This is a genomic window from Treponema brennaborense DSM 12168 (assembly GCF_000212415.1).
Taxonomy (GTDB): domain Bacteria; phylum Spirochaetota; class Spirochaetia; order Treponematales; family Treponemataceae; genus Treponema_F; species Treponema_F brennaborense.
In genome coordinates, this window is sequence record NC_015500.1 from 812,039 (window position 1) to 827,756 (window position 15,718).

Below are 15,718 nucleotides of genomic sequence, written 5' to 3' on the forward strand. Positions count from 1 at the left end.
CGAAGAGCGTATTTGTCAAGCTTTTTTTTGATGATTCATGCAACTGATTACGGAAGGCTTCGTTTATACCGATTCGATTCCGGGAACGGCGACTGCCGGTAATATTCCGGTCAGCTGCGCTATGGCGAGGCCGTAATTCGTCAGGGGAATTCCCGCACGCCGGGCTTTTTCCTGACGCGCGAGCACGAACGCACGGTTAGCCATACACGAGCCGCATTGAATGATGAGGTCGTAGCGCGGTCGGCCGTTTTCATCCGTCAGCGTATCGGGAAAATCGGCGCCGCGGACGAATCGGATATGCACGCCGGGATATTTTTCGCGCAGCAGCCGGGGAATCTTTACGGTACCGATATCTTCCGAAAGCGGCGCGTGCGTACAGGCTTCGGCGATGAGGATGCTGCCGCCGTCCGGCAGCCGTTCCATGGCGTGCGCTCCTTCAAGGAACAGTTTGATGTCTCCTTTTTCCGCGGCTAGCAGAATGCTGAACGACGTGAGACGGGGCGCCGGCGAATCCGCCGTTTCGGGTCTTTTCGCTGAATCTGTCTCGTCCGCCGCTCCGGGTGTTCCCGCCGAATCCGCCGCGTCTGCCGTTTCGGGCGTAACGGCGGCGTTCGTTCCGTACCGTTCGTTCAGTTCGGTTCGGACGCGGGCGAATACCTGACTGTCGGTAATAACGAGTTCCGGCGCAGCGATCAGGGCGCGCAGCGTGTGCGGAAACTGGTCGGCCGTACAGCAGAACGCGCGGCACTTTTTGTCGAGCAGTTCCCGAAGCACGCGTACTTGCGGCAGAATCAGCCTGCCTTTGGGCGCCTGTATGTCCTGCGGCATAACCAGAACGACGGCGTCTCCGGCGCGGCAGAGGTTGCCGGTGAGCGTCCGTTCCCGAAAATCTTCCGGTACGCAGCCGGCAATTGCGGTTCGTACGGTTTCGGTAACGGAGCCGCTTCCCGCGCTGAGCGTCAGAATCGGTATGGAAGCGGCGTCCGTTCCCGCCAAGCTGCTGACGGCTTCCTCAATACGGGCGCGGCAAACGGCGAGCGTCCGTGCGCTGATCGTGTCGGTTTTGTTCAGTATCAGAATACATTTTTTGCCGGCGTCCCGCAGCCGGCGCAGCCAGCGCAGTTCCGGTTCGGGCAGCGGCTGTCCGGTGAGGAGCGTGCCCGGTTCCCACACGAGCAGCGCGACGTCCGTTTTTTCGGCGGCAAGCAGCGTCTGCGCGATGCGTTTTTCTCCGAGTTCGCCCGTGTCGTCGAAGCCGGCCGTGTCTATGAACACGACCGGGCCGACGCCGTGCAGTTCCATCGGTTTGTATACCGGGTCAGTCGTGGTGCCTTTTACCGGCGAGGTCAGCGCGGCGTTCTGTCCGGTGATCGCGTTCAGCAGCGTCGACTTTCCGCTGTTCATTCTGCCGAAAATGCCCACGTGCAGCCGCTCTGAGATCGGAGTGTTTTCCATGCTCATGTTAAAACCTGAAATCCCTTTGTCCGTTTTCTTCTTCCTGCAAATGGCGCTGCGCGGCGGCGCGGATCTTCGGGTCGGGAATATGCGGCAGTTCGTTCCGAATGCAGCGTTCGCCCCACAGTTTGGTTTCGGGAAGCGCGTAATCTTCCAGATATTCTTTGAGGGTCATCAGTGCGTTCGGATGGCAGCAGTTCGCGATCTGTCCCGATTTGACCAGCGCCATAAAACGGTCGCCCGTTCGTCCCGCGCGGTAGCACGCGGTGCAGAAACTGGGAACGTAGTTCAGCTGCAGCAGCCAGCGCACTATTTCATCGAGTGTGCGCGTGTCGTTTACGTCGAATTGCGCGGTGTCGTTTTCGGAATCGCCGCTGCGTACGTCTTCGGCGTATCCGCCGACGCTGGTGCGGGAGCCGCCTGAGATTTGGCTGACGCCCAACTGGAGTATTTTTTCTCTGGTTTGCCGGCTTTCCCTTGTCGAAACGATCATGCCGGTATACGGAACGGCGATTCTGATGACGGTAACGATTTTAGCGAACGTTTCGTCGTCGATCGCGTTTGAAAAAGCCGCCGGGTCGATGTCGTCGGCGGGACGGATGCGCGGGACGCTGATCGTGTGCGGTCCGACGCCTTTCGCCGCTTCCAAATGTTCGGCGTGCATCAGCAATCCCACGAAGTCGTATCGATACAGATTCAGCCCGAACAGGACGCCGCAGCCGACGTCGTCTATGCCGCCGTCCATCGCCCTATCCATTGCTTCGGTGTGCCACGCGTAGTTGCTTTTGGGACCGGTCGGGTGCAGCCGCTCGTATGCTTCTTTGTTATACGTTTCCTGAAACAGAATGTACGTTCCGATTCCGGCGTCTTTGAGCATTTTATACTCCGAAACGGTGGTGGCCGCGATGTTTACGTTTACCCGGCGGATGGCGCCGTTTTTGTGTTTGATGGAGTAAATGGTGTCGATGCTTTCCAGAACGTATTCGATGGGATTCATCGTCGGATGTTCGCCTGCTTCCAGTGCCAGCCGCTTGTGTCCCATATCCTGCAGCGCGGTAACTTCTTTTCTGATTTCATCTTGAGTGAGCTTTTTGCGCGGAATGTGTTTGTTTACCGCGTGATACGGGCAGTACGTGCAGCCGTTCACGCAGTAATTGGAGAGATACAGCGGCGCAAAAAGAACGATCCGGTTGCCGTAGAGTTTCCGTTTGATAGTTTGCGCCACATCGCTCATCCGCCGGTTCAAATCCGGCAGATCGCATTCCAAAAGGACGGCGGCTTCCCGATGGGTAAGTCCTTTGCAGTCTTTTGCCCGCTCGAGCAATTTTTCAACGAGTGATCTGTCGCTTTTGTGTTCCCGCGCCCATTGCAGGGTGTCGAGAATTTCTTCATGATTGATAAAGTCCGCGGCGTGAGCCGATTTTACGTTATACATAGTTTCCGATTCCTTTGTCGATGTGATAGCCGATTGCCGATACTGTACGGTTCAATTCGTCCAACGCGGCGGCGTTTTCGGCTCCCGTACACTTTTTGTTCCGGTAAATTTCATAGCGTCCTTTTTCCGCTTCCGGCGTGAGGTTCGGCATGACTACGTTCGCGCCGTGCAGAATGCCGAGCTGTCTGCCGTCGGGACGGATAGTTGCCAGTGCCGTCGTCGCCGGCAGCAGCACCCGCTTAAACCGGATGCGGATGAGCGAAAGCAGAAAAAGGGTGAGTTCAAGTCGTTCGGTTTCCGGCGGTGTGTCCGGATACAGTCCGAGCGGCGTGTGCGGATGCGGGATAAACGGTCCGATACCTATCATGTGGGGCTGTAAATCTTCCAGAAAGCGCATATCTTCCGCAAGGTGCGCCGGCGTCTGTTTCGGCGTTCCCACCATAAAGCCCGCGCCCGTCTGGTACCCCAGCGATTTCAGGTTGTACAGGCATTGCTGCCGGTACGCCGCCGTGCGTCCGTTTCGGACGTCGCGCGGTGCGCCGTGCAGGAACGCGTAATGTGTCGGGTTCGCGCTTTCGTGGCGCAGCAGATACCGGTCGGCGCCGGAGCGCTTCCATTCGGCGTATACTTCTTTCGGATATTCTCCGAGCGACAGCGTGAGCGCGCAGTCCGGATGCGCCGTTTTTATCGTTCGTATCAGTCGGCTGATCCGTTCCGGGTGAAACGCCTCGTCTTCACCGCCTTGCAGCACGAACGTTCTGAATCCCAGCGCGTAACCTCTGCGGCAGCTGTCGAGTATTTGTGCGTCCGTCAAGCGGTAGCGTTCCACGGTGTCGTTACCGTATCTGATTCCGCAATACAGGCAGTCGTTGCGGCAGCAGTTCGATATTTCTATCAATCCCCGGATAAAGATTCCTTTTCCGAATTCCCGCTGCCGGATCTCCGCCGCTTTTTGCCGCAGCGCGCGCGCCGACGTATGGCGGTTTTCAAACAGTGAAAGAAAAAGTTCCGGAGTGAACGTTCCGCCGGCGACCAGACTGTCAAGCAGTTTTCCGGTCGGGCCGTGCATTTACGAACCCGTTTTCGGTGTGATCGTTTTGGTCGATACGCCTTCCAACGCTCCCAGCTTACCGCTCAGTGCGCTGATGACGTCCTGCGGTGCGTCCAGCACGATGCTGATTATTGAAAGTTTATCCTTTTTGTAGGGAAGCCCCATTCGCCCGATGATATATTCACCGTAGACGTGAAGCAGTTTGTTGAGCTGTTCTACGGACTCTCCGTCCGTAACGACAATCCCAATCAGTGCGACCCTCGTTTCCATTCGTTACCTCCGAAAAGAATAGTTGTCGTACCTGTGGACCGGCAGATGTGTCAGTCTTTCCCGTCAGCGTTCCCGTTCCGTACCGGAGGGGAATCTTTCAGGTCAGTACCCTTTCAGTATGAGGCATATCGGGCGTTTTGGCAAGGTATTTTTACCGCGGATACGATGAGACTTGTTTCCGGGGTGCCTGCGGGCTCGGCGGTTTTTACGGCGAATCCGCGATTTTTACGGCGTTTTGGCGGTGAGCGGGCGTTTCGGCATATTTTTTTCTTGACTTTTATTTAGTGTTAGTGTACTATTTAACTATAACAGTAATACTGATGCGCATCAATAAAAACGTATTACGGCATAGGAGGTGTTATGGATTTTGATCCCGATCTGCCGATTTATCTGCAGATCATGAACGACATAAAGCGGCAGATTTTTTCGGGAGCGCTGGCTCCGGGCGACAAACTCCCTTCGGTTCGGGAACTTGCCGAATCCATTAAAGTGAATCCGAACACGATCGTCCGCTCGTATCAGGAATTGGAACGCGAAGGCGTAACCGAAACCCGGCGCGGAACGGGAACGTTCGTCGGCGAAGATGAAAAAATGCTTGCGCAGATACGCACGGAGCAGTCGCAGCGGCTCGTGCGGAATTTTTTACGGCAAATGAAAAGCAGCGGCTTTTCGCGTGAACAAATCGCTTCGTTAGTAGAAGCGGCGTTCGACGATTGCGAGGAACGCAGTACGACAGGAGGTGCAATATGAACGATCAGTACATCGTCCGGATCGAAAATCTGGAAAAAAAATATACCCGCAAACGGGCTTTAAACGGCGTGACGATTTCTCTGGAAAAGGGAAAAATCCTGGGGCTTATGGGACCGAACGGCAGCGGAAAGACTACGCTGCTGAAAATTCTCGCCGGATTGCGGAAGCCGAGCGGCGGTACGGTGACGATCGGCGGCAAACCGCTGGGAACGGAAACGAAAGCGATGGTGTCTTTTTTACCCGACCGCAATATTCTGTATCGGTGGATGAGCGCAGAAGACGCAATCCGTTTTTATGCCGACTATTTTCGGGATTTCGATACGGAAAAAGCGTTCGATATGCTTTCTTTTATGAATCTTGAGCGGCATGAAAAAATTCAGACGATGTCCAAAGGTATGGTTGAAAAAATGAATCTGACTTTGGTTTTTTCCCGCAACGCCAAATTGTATCTTTTGGACGAACCGCTTGGCGGCGTCGATCCGGTCGCGCGTGATCGCATCGTGTCCGCGATCGTCAAAACGTACAGTGAAAACTCGTCCATAATCGTCAGCACCCATCTGGTGAACGACGTGGAAAACATGTTCGACGACGTCTGTTTTATTCACGAAGGGACTTGTCTGCTGCAAGGTTCGGCCGAAAGCCTGCGTGCGGAGCGGAAAATGTCCATCAATCAGCTGTACGTCCAGTTGTTTCAGGATAAATGAAAAAAACGGTAAACGCGCCGCTTGTGCGGCCTGAGTGCCGGAAACCGACGTTTCCGCACTGTCTTTGTAACAGGAGTTTTTTATGATGAAAGCAATTTTACGTCAGGAATGGCAGGGAAGAAAAAAAATAATCGGAATATGGAGTCTGATTCAGGGTGTCGTCGCAGTTTTATCGATTGCGCTGTGTCTGATAGCACCGCACGTTTCTCTGCAGATGGAAGCCGTTGCCGAAATATGGACGGGAATCGTGTTCTGCTTCTTTTTTCTGGGACTTCCGCTGTATACGCTGCTGAGAGGGGCAGGGTCGCTGGAATATTGGACGAAAGACGGCGGATACCTCGATTTGCTGCTGCCGGTGTCTCCGTATAAACTGATAGGCGGTAAAATGATTATCGGTTTGGCCGAGTTTTTCGTCTATTTCATACCGGCATGTTTGTATTCCTCCGTGCTGGTTCCGGCGGTTTCGCTTCTGGATCCAGACAACGTATCCGGATTTGCGGAAATGGTCCCGTCGCTGTATCGCGTCGTTTTCGTAGATCAGCTGAGTTTTTCGGTCAATTTGGTTTTTGCCATAGTCGTGATTTTTCTGGTAGCGCAAGCGGTTTTTAACTGCGCCGTCGTACTGTATTTATCTTTCATCAAATGGAAGCGCGGCGCAACCTTGGAGATCTTCATTCTGATTTTGATTGCGTGCTATATAATGATAAAAGCGACCGCGTTCACTGCGGAAATATCGGGATTCAATTATGAAGTACTCGATTCGTGGAAAAACTTTTGGCGCGTATCGCTCGTTTCAGGCGTTTTCGGCGTACTGTATTATCTGCTGACTTGTTTTCTGATACGGCATAAGGTGGAAGTCTGAACTTTTTGCCGGCGATGCGGGAGCGGCACGGACGCCGTTCCCGCGCCTTGACTTTGACTTTACATTTGCATAGAATTGAATCCATGCCGCAGCGCAGCCGCCGCGGTTCGAGGAGTCGAAAATGCAGGCGCAGCGCGTTCTCAATCTTAACCCGTACAAACCCGGCGAACAGCCGACCGACCGCACCTATATCAAACTGAATGCGAACGAAAACCCGTATCCGCCGCCGCCGGCCGTCGTCGAAGCGCTCGTAAATAAACTGTCCGCGTCGCCGCTGACGCTGGCTCGGTATCCCGATCCCGACGCGTCGGCGCTGCGCAACGCAATCGCTGCTTTTTTGAACGAGACCGGCGGCGTGCTGTGCCGTGCGACTGCCGCTTGCGGGGCGGACTCAGCCTGTGAAGCGGACTGTGCCTGTGAATTGAACTCTGCCCGCGAATCGTGTTCGGCCTGTGAAGCGGACTATGCCCGTGCCGCACCGTGCGTTCCTTCCGCGCGGGACGCGATTCCGTTTACGGTTACGCCCGACATGATTTTTACCGGAAACGGCTCGGACGAAGTGCTTTCGTTCGTGTTTTATTCGTTTTTCGATTCCGACCGCCCGCTGATTCAGCCCGAACACACGTACAGTTTCTATCCGGTGTATGCGGGTTACTACGGAATTCCGCTCGTGAAGGTTCCGCTTGCTCCCGATTATTCACTCGATACGGACGCGATGCTCGCCGCTGCAGCCGAACACGATGCCAGCCTCATTTTTGCCAATCCTAACGCACCTACCGGCATCGGTATGAGCCGCGACGAAGTGCGTGCGTTTTTGAATGCAGCCCCCAAAGACCGCGTTCACGTGGTAGACGAAGCGTACGTCGATTTCGGCGGCGAAAGCTGTATCCCGCTGCTCGCCGAGTTCGGCAATCTGGTAATCGTGCGTACCTTTTCAAAAAGTTTGTCGTTCGCGGGAATGCGCCTCGGTTATATCGTTGCGAATCCCGATTTGATTCGGATCGTGACGCGCGTCAAGGATTCGTTCAATCATTTTCCGGTAGACACGCTTGCACTGACGGCGGGTATCGCGGCGTGTGCGTCCGCCGCGTACTACGCGGACTGTGCGAGAAAAATTGCGGATGAACGTGATGCTTTCGCTTCGTTTTTGCGGGAAAACGGCTGGTTCGTACTGCCGTCGCAGACGAACTTCGTGCTGGCGCGCAAGGATTCCGTTTCCGGAAAACGAGCGTACGAGCAGATAAAACGGAACGGCATTTTGGTACGCCGCTTCGACACCCCCGGCGTGGAATCGTTTCTGCGCATCACGATCGGAACGCCCGCCCAGATGCGTGCGCTCCGTACCGCAATAGGAGATTTGCAATGAGATTTTTAGTTCTTTCGGACATGCACGGCGACATCGCTTATATTGAAAAACTGGGCGAAGAATTTGCCCGATCCGACGCGGTGCTGTTCGCCGGCGATTTCGCCCGCTTTCAGGACGTACAAACCGGGCTTCCGGCGCTCAAATTGCTGACCGACAAACACGATTCGGTGTTCGCCGTTACCGGAAACTGCGACGAACCGGCGTTTCTCGAAGAATTGGAAAAAGCCGATATTTCGGTACAGGGCGGACTGGTGTTCCGCGACGGACTCGTGTTCGCCGGCAGCGGCGGCGCGCTCAAGTTTACCGGTACGACGCCGAACGAACGTTCCGATGAAGAACTCGTTTCCGATCTGCGGATCGTGCGCGAACAGGAACCGCACGCGGAAGGCGGCGTTCGCTGGCCGAACCTGATTGCGCTCGTTCATCAGCCGCCCAAAGATACGAAGTGCGACCGTATCACGGCGGGCGTGCACGTGGGGTCGCCTTTAATCCGCGCATTTATAGAAGAAGTTCAGCCGCTCGCCGTCGTTACCGGTCATATTCACGAATCGTTCGGCATCGATTCGATCGGCGATACCGTCGTAATGAACCCCGGCTCGCTGGCCGAAGGCCGTTACGGCGTGCTGGAAGCCGAACGCACGCCGTCCGGCTGGAAAATTGCGCGCGCCGAATTGTGCGAAATCCCTTCCGACTGAGTGCGCCGCGTGCCGATCGCGCGTTTTTTCACCGCAGCTGTTCGCGCCTGTTTCGGGAAACCTCAAAAAGCTCCGGTTCTCGCCGCTTTTCTGTTGTGAAACGGCCGGTTTCGGTGTATAATGATGCATTATGATCTGGAATCCTGAATATGAATGTATGAATCCCGAAGCGCTGCAGCGGCTCCAGTTTGCGCGCCTGAAGAACCTCGTTGAACACGTGTATCGGACGGTTCCGTTTTATCGGCAGCGGTTCGACGACTTGGGGATTGCGCCCAAAGACATAACGTGCCTCGGTGATATCGCCCGGCTTCCGTTTACGGCGAAAGACGATCTGCGCCAGACTTATCCGTACGGCCTGCTCGCCGTTCCGCGGTCGGCGATTGAAGAAATACACATGTCTTCCGGCACGACCGGCGTTCCCGTCGTAGACGCGTATACGAAGCGCGACCTCGACGACTGGGCGGAAGGCATGGCCCGAACGCTTTCCGGCGCCGGCGCCGTGCGCGACGATACGATTCAAAACGCGTTCGGCTACGGTCTTTTTACCGGCGGACTGGGCGTGCATTACGGAACGCATAAAATCGGCGCGACGATCATTCCCATTTCTTCGGGAAACACGCAAAAGCAGCTCATGCTGATGCGCGATTTTCAGACGAATCTGTTTACCTGTACGCCGTCGTACGCGCTGTACATGGCGGAACAGGCGAAAGAGCTGCACATCGATTTGAACGAATTGCCGCTGAAAGCCGGCTGCTTCGGTGCCGAACCCTGGTCTGAAAACATGCGCCGCCAGATAGAAAAGGAATGGGGCATTAAAGCGTACGACATTTACGGTTTAACGGAAATCACCGGTCCCGGCGTTGCGTTCGAATGTGAATGTCAGTACGGAATGCACGTCAACGAAGATTTGTGGTATCCTGAAATCATCGATCCGAATACGGGAACGCCGCTTCCCGACGGAGAAAAAGGCGAACTGGTCATAACGACGATCACCAAAGAGGGAACGCCGCTTATCCGCTACCGGACGCGCGACATTACCTTTATCATCCCCGAACGCTGTTCGTGCGGCCGTACGACGCGGCGTATCCACCGGCTGTTCGGCCGTACCGACGATCTGCTGATTATTCGCGGTGTAAACGTATTTCCGAGTCAAATCGAGCATGCGCTGATCGAGATTCAGGGCGTGGAACCGAATTATCTGATCGTGGTCGACCGCAACGAAGCGACGCATCTTGACGAAGCGGAACTGCACGTCGAAGTGAGCCCCGATCAGTTTTCCGATGAAACGAAGGGAATGGAAGCGCTGCGCAGCCGTATCGAAAGCGTGATGAAGAGCAAACTCGGCATCATGCTGAAAGTAAAATTGGTGGAACCGAAATCGATCGAACGTTCCACCGGCAAGGCGAAGCGCGTCATAGACAAGCGTACGTTGTAGAATTATAGGAAGCACGAATGGTGCGGTTTAAAGAGCGCCGCACCTCATTGACTTTTATAGGAGTGTAAGATAAAAATCGCCTGCAATATCGTCGGTTTTTATCTTTTATAAGTTTGCGTTGCAAACTTTCTTATCAAGTGCAGCTTTTCACTTTGCTGCGAAGCTGCGTAAAAAGCCAAGCCGGAAATTGACATTTCCTCCTTGCCTTTTTATAGGAGGCGGTATGAAAATTAAACAGATTTCGATTTTTTTGGAAAATACGGCGGGGCGTATCGCCGACGTGACGAAAGCTCTCAAAGAAGCCGGCGTCAATCTGCGGGCGCTGATGATAGCCGATACTGCCGATTTCGGTATTCTGCGTATCATCGCCGACGATTCGGAGCACGCGCTTGAAGTGCTCAAAAAGGCAAAATTCACGACGCGCACCACCGACGTGCTCGCCGTCAGCGTAAAAGACAGCGTCGGTAGCCTGCACGAAGTGATGCAGCTGTTTCAGTCGCACGGGATCAACATCGAGTATCTGTACGCGTCGATGGAAAAAACCGGCAACACCGCCGTTATCATTTTTAAAGTTGAAGATGCCGATAAAGGTCTCGCAGTGATCAAAAACGCGGGCTTGAGCGGTTCTCACTCACTGTAGCTGCTGGCGATCCTGAATCCCATGTAATTATACGTTTCGTTCGGGTCGTACGCGTACCGGTCGCCGGCAAACATAAAGCCGGTGTACGGACTCCAGCTGCCGCCGCGGCTTACGCGCTGCGAACCGACTTCAGGTCCCGCAGCGAACGCGCCGGGCGCCGTTTCTTCATACGGCGCGAACCAATCCCAGCAAAATTCCAATACGTTGCCGCTCATGTCGAACAGTCCGAGCGCGTTCGCCGTGCCGCTTCCGGGCGCGGGGTTCGCAGAAAACGGTGTTCCCGCCGTTCCGACCGCGTGCGTTGCGTTCGTGTTGCCGTCGTACCAGGCGATAGTTCCCTCGTCGACCGAATCGTCGCTTTCACCGGCTGCGTCGACCGACCCGCTGGGCAAGTCTCCGCGCTGATATCCCGCCGCGGTTCTGCGCGCGGCGTATTCCCACTCGGTTTCGGTCGGAAGCCTGTATCCGTCGGCATTCCAGTCGCAATCGGCAAGATCGCAATCGGCCGTTTCCGTCGAGTCGCGCAGTACGTTTCCGTTAAACGTATAGACCGGCGTCCGCCCCGTCTGTTCGCTGAGCGCGTTGCACCAAACGATTGCGTCGTACCAGTTTATCATGGTAACCGGCTGATAGGCGCCGGATGCAGTCGGCGCCCGTCCGCGGCGGCCGGCGGAACCTTCCTGCCCGGGGTTGGCGAACACGTAGCCGTCTTTTTCCGCCTGTATGCGTACTTTGTACCACAGCGCGTAGGGCGTTTCGTATTTATTGATGCTGAACGGCCGGACGAAGCGGCGCGCGGTAATGGACTGCGTGTTTTCTCCTATTACGAACGTGTCGAACGCCGCTTCCGCAGTGAGGGGAAGGGTGATGCAATCGAAGCCGGGTGCGGCGGCTGTTTGTGTAACGGCGGCTGTTTGTGTAACGGCAGCCGCGGCGGCGGTAAATGCGGTAAGTAAGGCAAAAACGGTTCTGAGCCGGTGAGTCAGCTTCTGTTTCATAATAAACTCCTTAATCGCGTTCAAGTTTCTGTTCCTGCACTTTCATCAGGCGGACGAGCCTGCGTTCCTTACGTTTTTGCACACTGTTTTTCCGGACGGCTTTTGCCTGTTTGATAGGTTTTTCTTTCAGCAGCACTTTTGCGGCGAACAGCGCCGTTACGACGCACAACGCCGAAACGATAACGACGCCGAGCCAGCCCGAATCGGTGAACGGCAGCGGCACGTTCATGCCGAAAAAGCTGACGATAAAAGTCGGAATCATCATTATCAGCGAAATGATCGTCAGTTTTTTCATGACGATGTTCAAGTTGTTTGAAATGACCGAAGCGAACGCATCCATCATACCCGAAAGAATGTTGCTGTACGTGTCGGTCATTTCGATCGCCTGGCGGTTGTCTATTTCGACGTCTTCAAGCCATTCGCGGTCGTCTTCGTCCAGCGTGATGAGCCGGGTTTTCGTCAGTTTTTCAAGCAGCAGCTGGTTGCTCTTGAGCGACGTGGTAAAAAATTCGAGCGATTTTTCAAGGTTCAGGAGCTGAATCAGTTCGTTGTTTTTTACGGACATCTGCAGTTCGTTCTGAATGGTCGTCGAGCGCCGGTTGATTTCTTTCAGATAACGCAGAAACGTCAGATCGGCCCGGCTGAGCACTTTGATGATGAACGCCGGAAAATCGGACAGGGAAAGCCCGCGCGCGCGGTTCGCGGCCATGTCTTTAAGCACTTCGCAGTCGGTCCAGCAGATGGTTATAATCGTGCGGGTGTACATGAGTATTCCGACGGGGACGGTAAAATAGCTGATATCGTCGGACGGAACGAATACGGGAAGCCGCGCTATCGTGAGCGTATATTCGTCGTCCTTTTCTATTCGGGACAATTCGTCCGGGTCGAGGATGTCGAGGATGTGTTCCTGCTGAACGTGATATTCTTCTTCAAGAATGCGGATGTCTTCCCGGGTAACGGAACGGGCGTCGATCCACGTGTTGCGCGAGGGATCCAATTCGGCTTGGTCGCATTTAATGACCCGACCGTTTTCCTGCTGCCAGTATGTAATCATAACAATGTCCTTCTAAAAAAAGTGAAAGAGGCTTTCCGCGCGTCGCAATCGGTGCGCGGCATAAATGATAGTCGATGGTAATACTTCCAGGGTCGCTATCCATCTTTATGCCTCCTTCTTAGAAGATACAAAGTCCACAAACTTTACGTATACTATATAGAAAAACCGTAAAAAACGCAAGCTCGTTGCGGTATTCTCGCGTATCGTCTGGGAATTCGCGGCTGCGGAAACGTTCGTTCGCGTATTTGCCGCCGGGTCTTGCATAAATATTCATAATTTTGTATAGTAGTACCGTAAACAACGACGTTTACTGAAAAAATCACTTCGTTCGAGGTGTATTTTTTCGGTAAACGTCTTTTTTTTTGTCCGAGCCGTGCGAAAATCGTTCGGCTGCAAGGAGGTAAGCATGAAACGAGAAGGCGAAGTTCGCATTCCGTCAGGTTGTGCGATTTCAGGTATTTTTTCACGGGCGGGAAAACGGATGTCCGGCAGGGACATCATTACGTCGATCGCCGTAATGCACGACCGATCGAACGGATTGGGAGGCGGTTTCGCAGGATACGGTATCTATCCTGAGTACAAAGAATACTATGCGTTCCACATTTTTTACGACAGTACCGCTTGTAAGCACGAGTGTGAACAATATCTGGAACGCCACTTCGATATCATCAATCTGTCGAAGATTCCGACGGCTAAAAATCCCAAGATTCGGGACGAACCGCTTATATGGCGGTATTTCGTAACGCCGCTGCCGACGAAGCTCGGTGCGAGTCATCTCGATGAAAAAGAGTACACGGCGCAGTGCGTCAATCACGTCAATACGCTCGTTAACGGCGCGTACGTGTTTTCCAGCGGAAAAAATATGGGGGTTTTCAAGGCTGTCGGATTTCCCGAAGACGTCGGCGAGTTTTATCGGCTCGACGAATACGCCGGATACTGCTGGACGGCGCACGGGCGATATCCGACGAACACGCCCGGCTGGTGGGGCGGGGCGCATCCGTTCGCCTTGCTCGACTATACGATCGTGCATAACGGTGAGATTTCATCGTACGACGCGAACCGCCGGTATATCGAAATGTTCAATTACAAGTGCAATCTGCTGACCGATACCGAAGTTATCACGTATATTCTCGACTATCTGCTGCGCAAAGAAAAATTGACGCTTGAAGAAGCGGCTCACGTCATCGCCGCGCCGTTCTGGCAGACGATTGCCGGTAAAAATGACTGCGAAAAAGCGCAGCTTTCGTTTTTGCGCAAAGTATATCCCGAACTGCTGATAACCGGACCGTTTTCCATTCTGTTCGGTTTTACCGGCGGCATGATGGCGCTGAACGACCGGCTCAAGCTGCGTTCTATGGTTGCGGCGGAAAAAGGCGATATGGTGTATATGGCGAGCGAAGAATGCGCGATTTCGGTGATTGAAAAAGATCTCGACCGCGTGTGGTCCCCTGCCGGCGGCGAGCCGGTCATCGTTACCTTGTATGAAGAGGGAAAAAAATGCCTGTAGAATTTATGTATCCTGAATTTGAAGTGATCCGCAACAAGGATCGCTGCATTGCGTGCCGCGCGTGCGAACGCCAGTGCGCGAACGAAGTGCACCGTTACGACGCCGCCGCGGGCGTGATGATCGCCGACGAATCGAAGTGCGTGTGCTGTCACCGCTGCGTGTCGCTGTGCCCGGTTCGCGCGCTCAAAATCGTAAAAAGCGACCATACGTTCCGGCCGAACAAGAACTGGAACGCTCAGACTATAAACGAAGTGTACCGCCAGGCCGGCAGCGGCGGCGTGTTGCTTTCTTCCATGGGAAATCCGGTCGATTTGCCGGTATATTGGGATAAAATCGTCATAAACGCGTCGCAGGTTACCAACCCGTCCATAGATCCGTTGCGCGAACCGATGGAAACGCGCGTTTCGCTCGGCAAAAAGCCCGAAAAAATCGAACGCGCGGCGGACGGCCGCCTGAAAACCGATATTCCGCCGCACATCGATTTGTCCGTGCCGATCATGTTTTCCGCGATGAGTTACGGTTCCATCAGCTACAACGCGCACGAAAGCCTTGCGCGCGCGGCGACGGAGCTGGGTATCTGCTACAACACCGGAGAAGGCGGGCTGCATCAGGATTTTTACCGGTACGGGCCGAATACGATCGTGCAAGTCGCGTCCGGCCGGTTCGGCGTGCACAAAAAATACCTTGAAGCCGGAGCGGCCGTTGAAATCAAAATGGGACAGGGTGCAAAACCCGGTATCGGCGGGCACCTGCCCGGTGCGAAAATCGTCGGCGACGTTTCCGCTACGCGCATGATTCCCGAAGGTTCGGACGCGATTTCTCCCGCGCCGCACCACGATATTTACTCGATCGAAGACCTGCGGCAGCTTATCTATTCGCTCAAAGAAGCCACTGCGTACAAAAAACCGGTTATCGTCAAAATTGCCGCCGTCCATAACGTCGCGGCGATTGCAAGCGGTGTCGCGCGAAGCGGCGCCGACATTATCGCCATCGACGGTTTCCGCGGCGGCACGGGAGCCGCTCCCACGCGGATCCGCGACAACGTGGGTATTCCGATCGAGCTTGCGCTCGCAGCGGTGGACGAACGTCTGCGTGAAGAGGGTATCCGCGGCAGCGTGTCGGTCGTAGTCGGCGGCAGTATCCGCTCCAGCGCGGACGTGGTAAAAGCGATCGCACTCGGTGCCGACGCCGTCTATATCGCGACGAGCGCACTGCTCGCGCTCGGCTGCCACTTGTGCCGCAGCTGCCATTCGGGCAAATGCAACTGGGGCATCGCGACGCAGCGTCCCGATCTGGTAAAACGGCTGAATCCCGACGTCGGCTCTCAGCGGCTGGTCAATCTGATTACCGCCTGGACGCACGAAATAAAGGAAATGATGGGCGGTATGGGAATCAACTCCATCGAGGCGCTGAAAGGAAACAGGCTGATGCTGCGCGGCATCGGGCTGAATGAAAAAGAACTTGCAATTCTCGGTATCAAACATGCCGGCGAATGA

The 15,718-nt window shown here is 54.7% G+C and carries 15 protein-coding genes; 9 read left to right on the forward strand and 6 right to left on the reverse strand.

The annotated features are described in order from the left end of the window. Positions 1–63: 63 nt before the first annotated feature. Genes TREBR_RS03370 through TREBR_RS03385 form a run of 4 tightly spaced genes read right to left on the reverse strand, consistent with a single transcriptional unit; the run spans position 64 to position 4,211 of the window. Positions 64–1,461: a GTPase gene (locus tag TREBR_RS03370; protein WP_013757822.1), complete on the reverse strand. Its 1,398-nt coding sequence runs from the start codon at positions 1,459–1,461 to the stop codon at positions 64–66. Position 1,462: 1 nt separating this feature from the next. Continuing rightward, entirely contained in the window at positions 1,463–2,890 is a 1,428-nt protein-coding gene (gene hydG / locus TREBR_RS03375) for a [FeFe] hydrogenase H-cluster radical SAM maturase HydG (RefSeq protein WP_013757823.1), read from the reverse strand. Then, on the reverse strand, positions 2,883–3,959 hold the full coding sequence (gene hydE, locus TREBR_RS03380) for a [FeFe] hydrogenase H-cluster radical SAM maturase HydE (RefSeq protein ID WP_013757824.1): 1,077 nt from the start codon (positions 3,957–3,959) through the stop codon (positions 2,883–2,885). The genes hydG and hydE overlap by 8 nt, the downstream gene beginning before the upstream one ends. Next, positions 3,960–4,211, reverse strand: coding sequence for a TM1266 family iron-only hydrogenase system putative regulator (locus TREBR_RS03385; RefSeq protein WP_013757825.1), 252 nt, complete (start codon positions 4,209–4,211; stop codon positions 3,960–3,962). A gap of 360 nt (positions 4,212–4,571) precedes the next feature. Between TREBR_RS03385 and TREBR_RS03390 the strand changes: the two genes are divergently transcribed. From TREBR_RS03390 to TREBR_RS03420, 7 genes are all read left to right on the forward strand, one after another. Next, entirely contained in the window at positions 4,572–4,961 is a 390-nt protein-coding gene (locus tag TREBR_RS03390) for a GntR family transcriptional regulator (RefSeq protein ID WP_013757826.1), read from the forward strand. Then, on the forward strand, positions 4,958–5,665 hold the full coding sequence (locus tag TREBR_RS03395) for an ABC transporter ATP-binding protein (protein WP_013757827.1): 708 nt from the start codon (positions 4,958–4,960) through the stop codon (positions 5,663–5,665). Before TREBR_RS03390 ends, TREBR_RS03395 begins: the two co-directional genes overlap by 4 nt. Positions 5,666–5,747: 82 nt before the next feature. After that, a complete protein-coding gene (locus TREBR_RS03400) occupies positions 5,748–6,527 on the forward strand; it encodes a hypothetical protein (RefSeq protein WP_013757828.1) in 780 nt (259 codons plus the stop codon). Positions 6,528–6,648: 121 nt separating this feature from the next. Continuing rightward, positions 6,649–7,893, forward strand: coding sequence for a histidinol-phosphate transaminase (gene hisC / locus TREBR_RS03405; RefSeq protein WP_013757829.1), 1,245 nt, complete (start codon positions 6,649–6,651; stop codon positions 7,891–7,893). Beyond that, positions 7,890–8,588 (forward strand): metallophosphoesterase, encoded by a 699-nt coding sequence (locus TREBR_RS03410; RefSeq protein WP_013757830.1) that lies wholly within the window; start codon positions 7,890–7,892, stop codon positions 8,586–8,588. Before hisC ends, TREBR_RS03410 begins: the two co-directional genes overlap by 4 nt. 130 nt (positions 8,589–8,718) lie before the next feature. Then, positions 8,719–10,023: a phenylacetate--CoA ligase family protein gene (locus TREBR_RS03415; RefSeq protein WP_013757831.1), complete on the forward strand. Its 1,305-nt coding sequence runs from the start codon at positions 8,719–8,721 to the stop codon at positions 10,021–10,023. Positions 10,024–10,246: 223 nt separating this feature from the next. Further along, the gene (locus tag TREBR_RS03420) at positions 10,247–10,663 is read left to right on the forward strand and encodes an ACT domain-containing protein (protein WP_013757832.1); all 417 of its coding nucleotides are present in this window, start codon (positions 10,247–10,249) and stop codon (positions 10,661–10,663) included. Here TREBR_RS03420 and TREBR_RS03425 read toward each other — a convergent pair. After that, positions 10,651–11,661, reverse strand: coding sequence for a formylglycine-generating enzyme family protein (locus TREBR_RS03425; RefSeq protein WP_013757833.1), 1,011 nt, complete (start codon positions 11,659–11,661; stop codon positions 10,651–10,653). The genes TREBR_RS03420 and TREBR_RS03425 overlap by 13 nt on opposite strands. 10 nt (positions 11,662–11,671) lie before the next feature. Then, entirely contained in the window at positions 11,672–12,715 is a 1,044-nt protein-coding gene (locus TREBR_RS03430; RefSeq protein WP_013757834.1) for a magnesium transporter CorA family protein, read from the reverse strand. A gap of 406 nt (positions 12,716–13,121) precedes the next feature. Here TREBR_RS03430 and TREBR_RS03435 point away from each other — a divergent pair, with 406 nt between their 5' ends. Next, positions 13,122–14,222, forward strand: a complete 1,101-nt coding sequence (locus tag TREBR_RS03435; RefSeq protein WP_013757835.1) for a class II glutamine amidotransferase — start codon at positions 13,122–13,124, stop codon at positions 14,220–14,222. Next, positions 14,213–15,718: a glutamate synthase-related protein gene (locus tag TREBR_RS03440; RefSeq protein WP_013757836.1), complete on the forward strand. Its 1,506-nt coding sequence runs from the start codon at positions 14,213–14,215 to the stop codon at positions 15,716–15,718. The genes TREBR_RS03435 and TREBR_RS03440 overlap by 10 nt, the downstream gene beginning before the upstream one ends.